The sequence below is a fragment of the Streptomyces durhamensis genome, assembly GCF_000725475.1.
Taxonomy (GTDB): Bacteria; Actinomycetota; Actinomycetes; order Streptomycetales; family Streptomycetaceae; genus Streptomyces; species Streptomyces filipinensis.
This window is the reverse complement of the sequence record NZ_JNXR01000172.1, coordinates 1-310: the sequence shown is the minus strand read 5'-3', so window position 1 is coordinate 310 and position 310 is coordinate 1. Positions and strand designations below refer to the sequence as shown.

At 70.0% G+C, this 310-nt stretch carries 1 protein-coding gene; it reads right to left on the bottom strand.

Annotated features, from left to right (window positions below):
- Nucleotides 1-282, bottom strand: a 282-nt coding sequence (locus IO33_RS50975; RefSeq protein WP_245236083.1) for a DUF6349 family protein, incomplete at its 3' end; no start/stop codon positions are given.
- Between the last annotated feature and the right edge of the window lie 28 nt (nucleotides 283-310).

Genomic DNA, 310 nt, shown 5'->3' with positions numbered 1-310 from the left:
GCGGCCGGGAACGGCGCGATCACCGTCTCCTGGGCGGGCGGTGATGATGGGCCAGCCGTCGGGGCGATCGCCGTAGAGGCCGGCGACTTCGACGTCCCACCGTTGCTGCTTCTTGGTGCCGTCGAAGGGGCGTGATCCGACGATGGGGCTGTCGCGCCAGCCGGGGTGCGAATGGTCCAGAGCAGCAAGCACAGCGTCGGTTTCGCTGGCCACCAGCTCCGAGCGCCAGGTGCAACCGCGGCACCGGGCGCGAAAGGGGCTGTTGTAGGCGCCGACGCACAAGCACTGTTCGGTCCAGCGGTGGTGGTGG